1 protein-coding gene is annotated in these 536 nt (G+C 66.2%); it reads right to left on the bottom strand.

Annotated features, from left to right (window positions below; translation table 11 throughout):
- The coding region (locus tag E1300_RS49695) for a substrate-binding domain-containing protein (RefSeq protein WP_165503370.1) at positions 1 to 536 on the bottom strand (536 nt) is incomplete at both ends.

Genomic DNA, 536 nt, shown 5'->3' with positions numbered 1-536 from the left:
TCGGCCTCCTGCTTGACGGGCTTGTAGACGGTCATGCACTGGCTGCCGTCCAGGATGTTCTGCAGCCCCTGGGTGGTGGCGTCCTGGCCGGTGATGGCGACCTTGCCGCTCTGCCCGTTCTTCTTGGCGACGGCGACCGCGGCGTTGCCGAGGTTGTCGTTGGCCGCCAGCACGCCGTCGATCTTGCCCTTCTGCTCGGTCCACATCTGCTCGAAGATGGTCGCGGCCTTCTCCGGCTTCCAGTCCGGGACCGGCTGCTCGGCGACCTTCTTGTAGGTGGAGACCTTGTCCAGGATGTTGTGCGCGCCCTGGGCGAACAGGGTGGCGTTGTTGTCGGTGGGCGAGCCGTTGAGGTAGGCGATGTTGGCCGACTTGCCGCCCAGGCACTTCTGCAGGCCCTTGCCCAGCTCCTCGCCGACCTTGACGTTGTCGAACGAGACGTAGTAGTCCGACACCCCGCCCAGCGTCAGCCGGTCGTAGTCGATCGTCTTGACGCCCTGCGACTGCGCCTTGCGCTGCACCGCCGCCGCCGAGTT

The sequence above is a fragment of the Actinomadura fibrosa genome (genome assembly GCF_900659615.1).
In the GTDB taxonomy this organism is placed as follows: Bacteria; Actinomycetota; Actinomycetes; order Streptosporangiales; family Streptosporangiaceae; genus Spirillospora; species Spirillospora fibrosa.
Note: the sequence above shows the minus strand (reverse complement) of the source record. Positions and strands in the feature narration are given on the sequence as shown.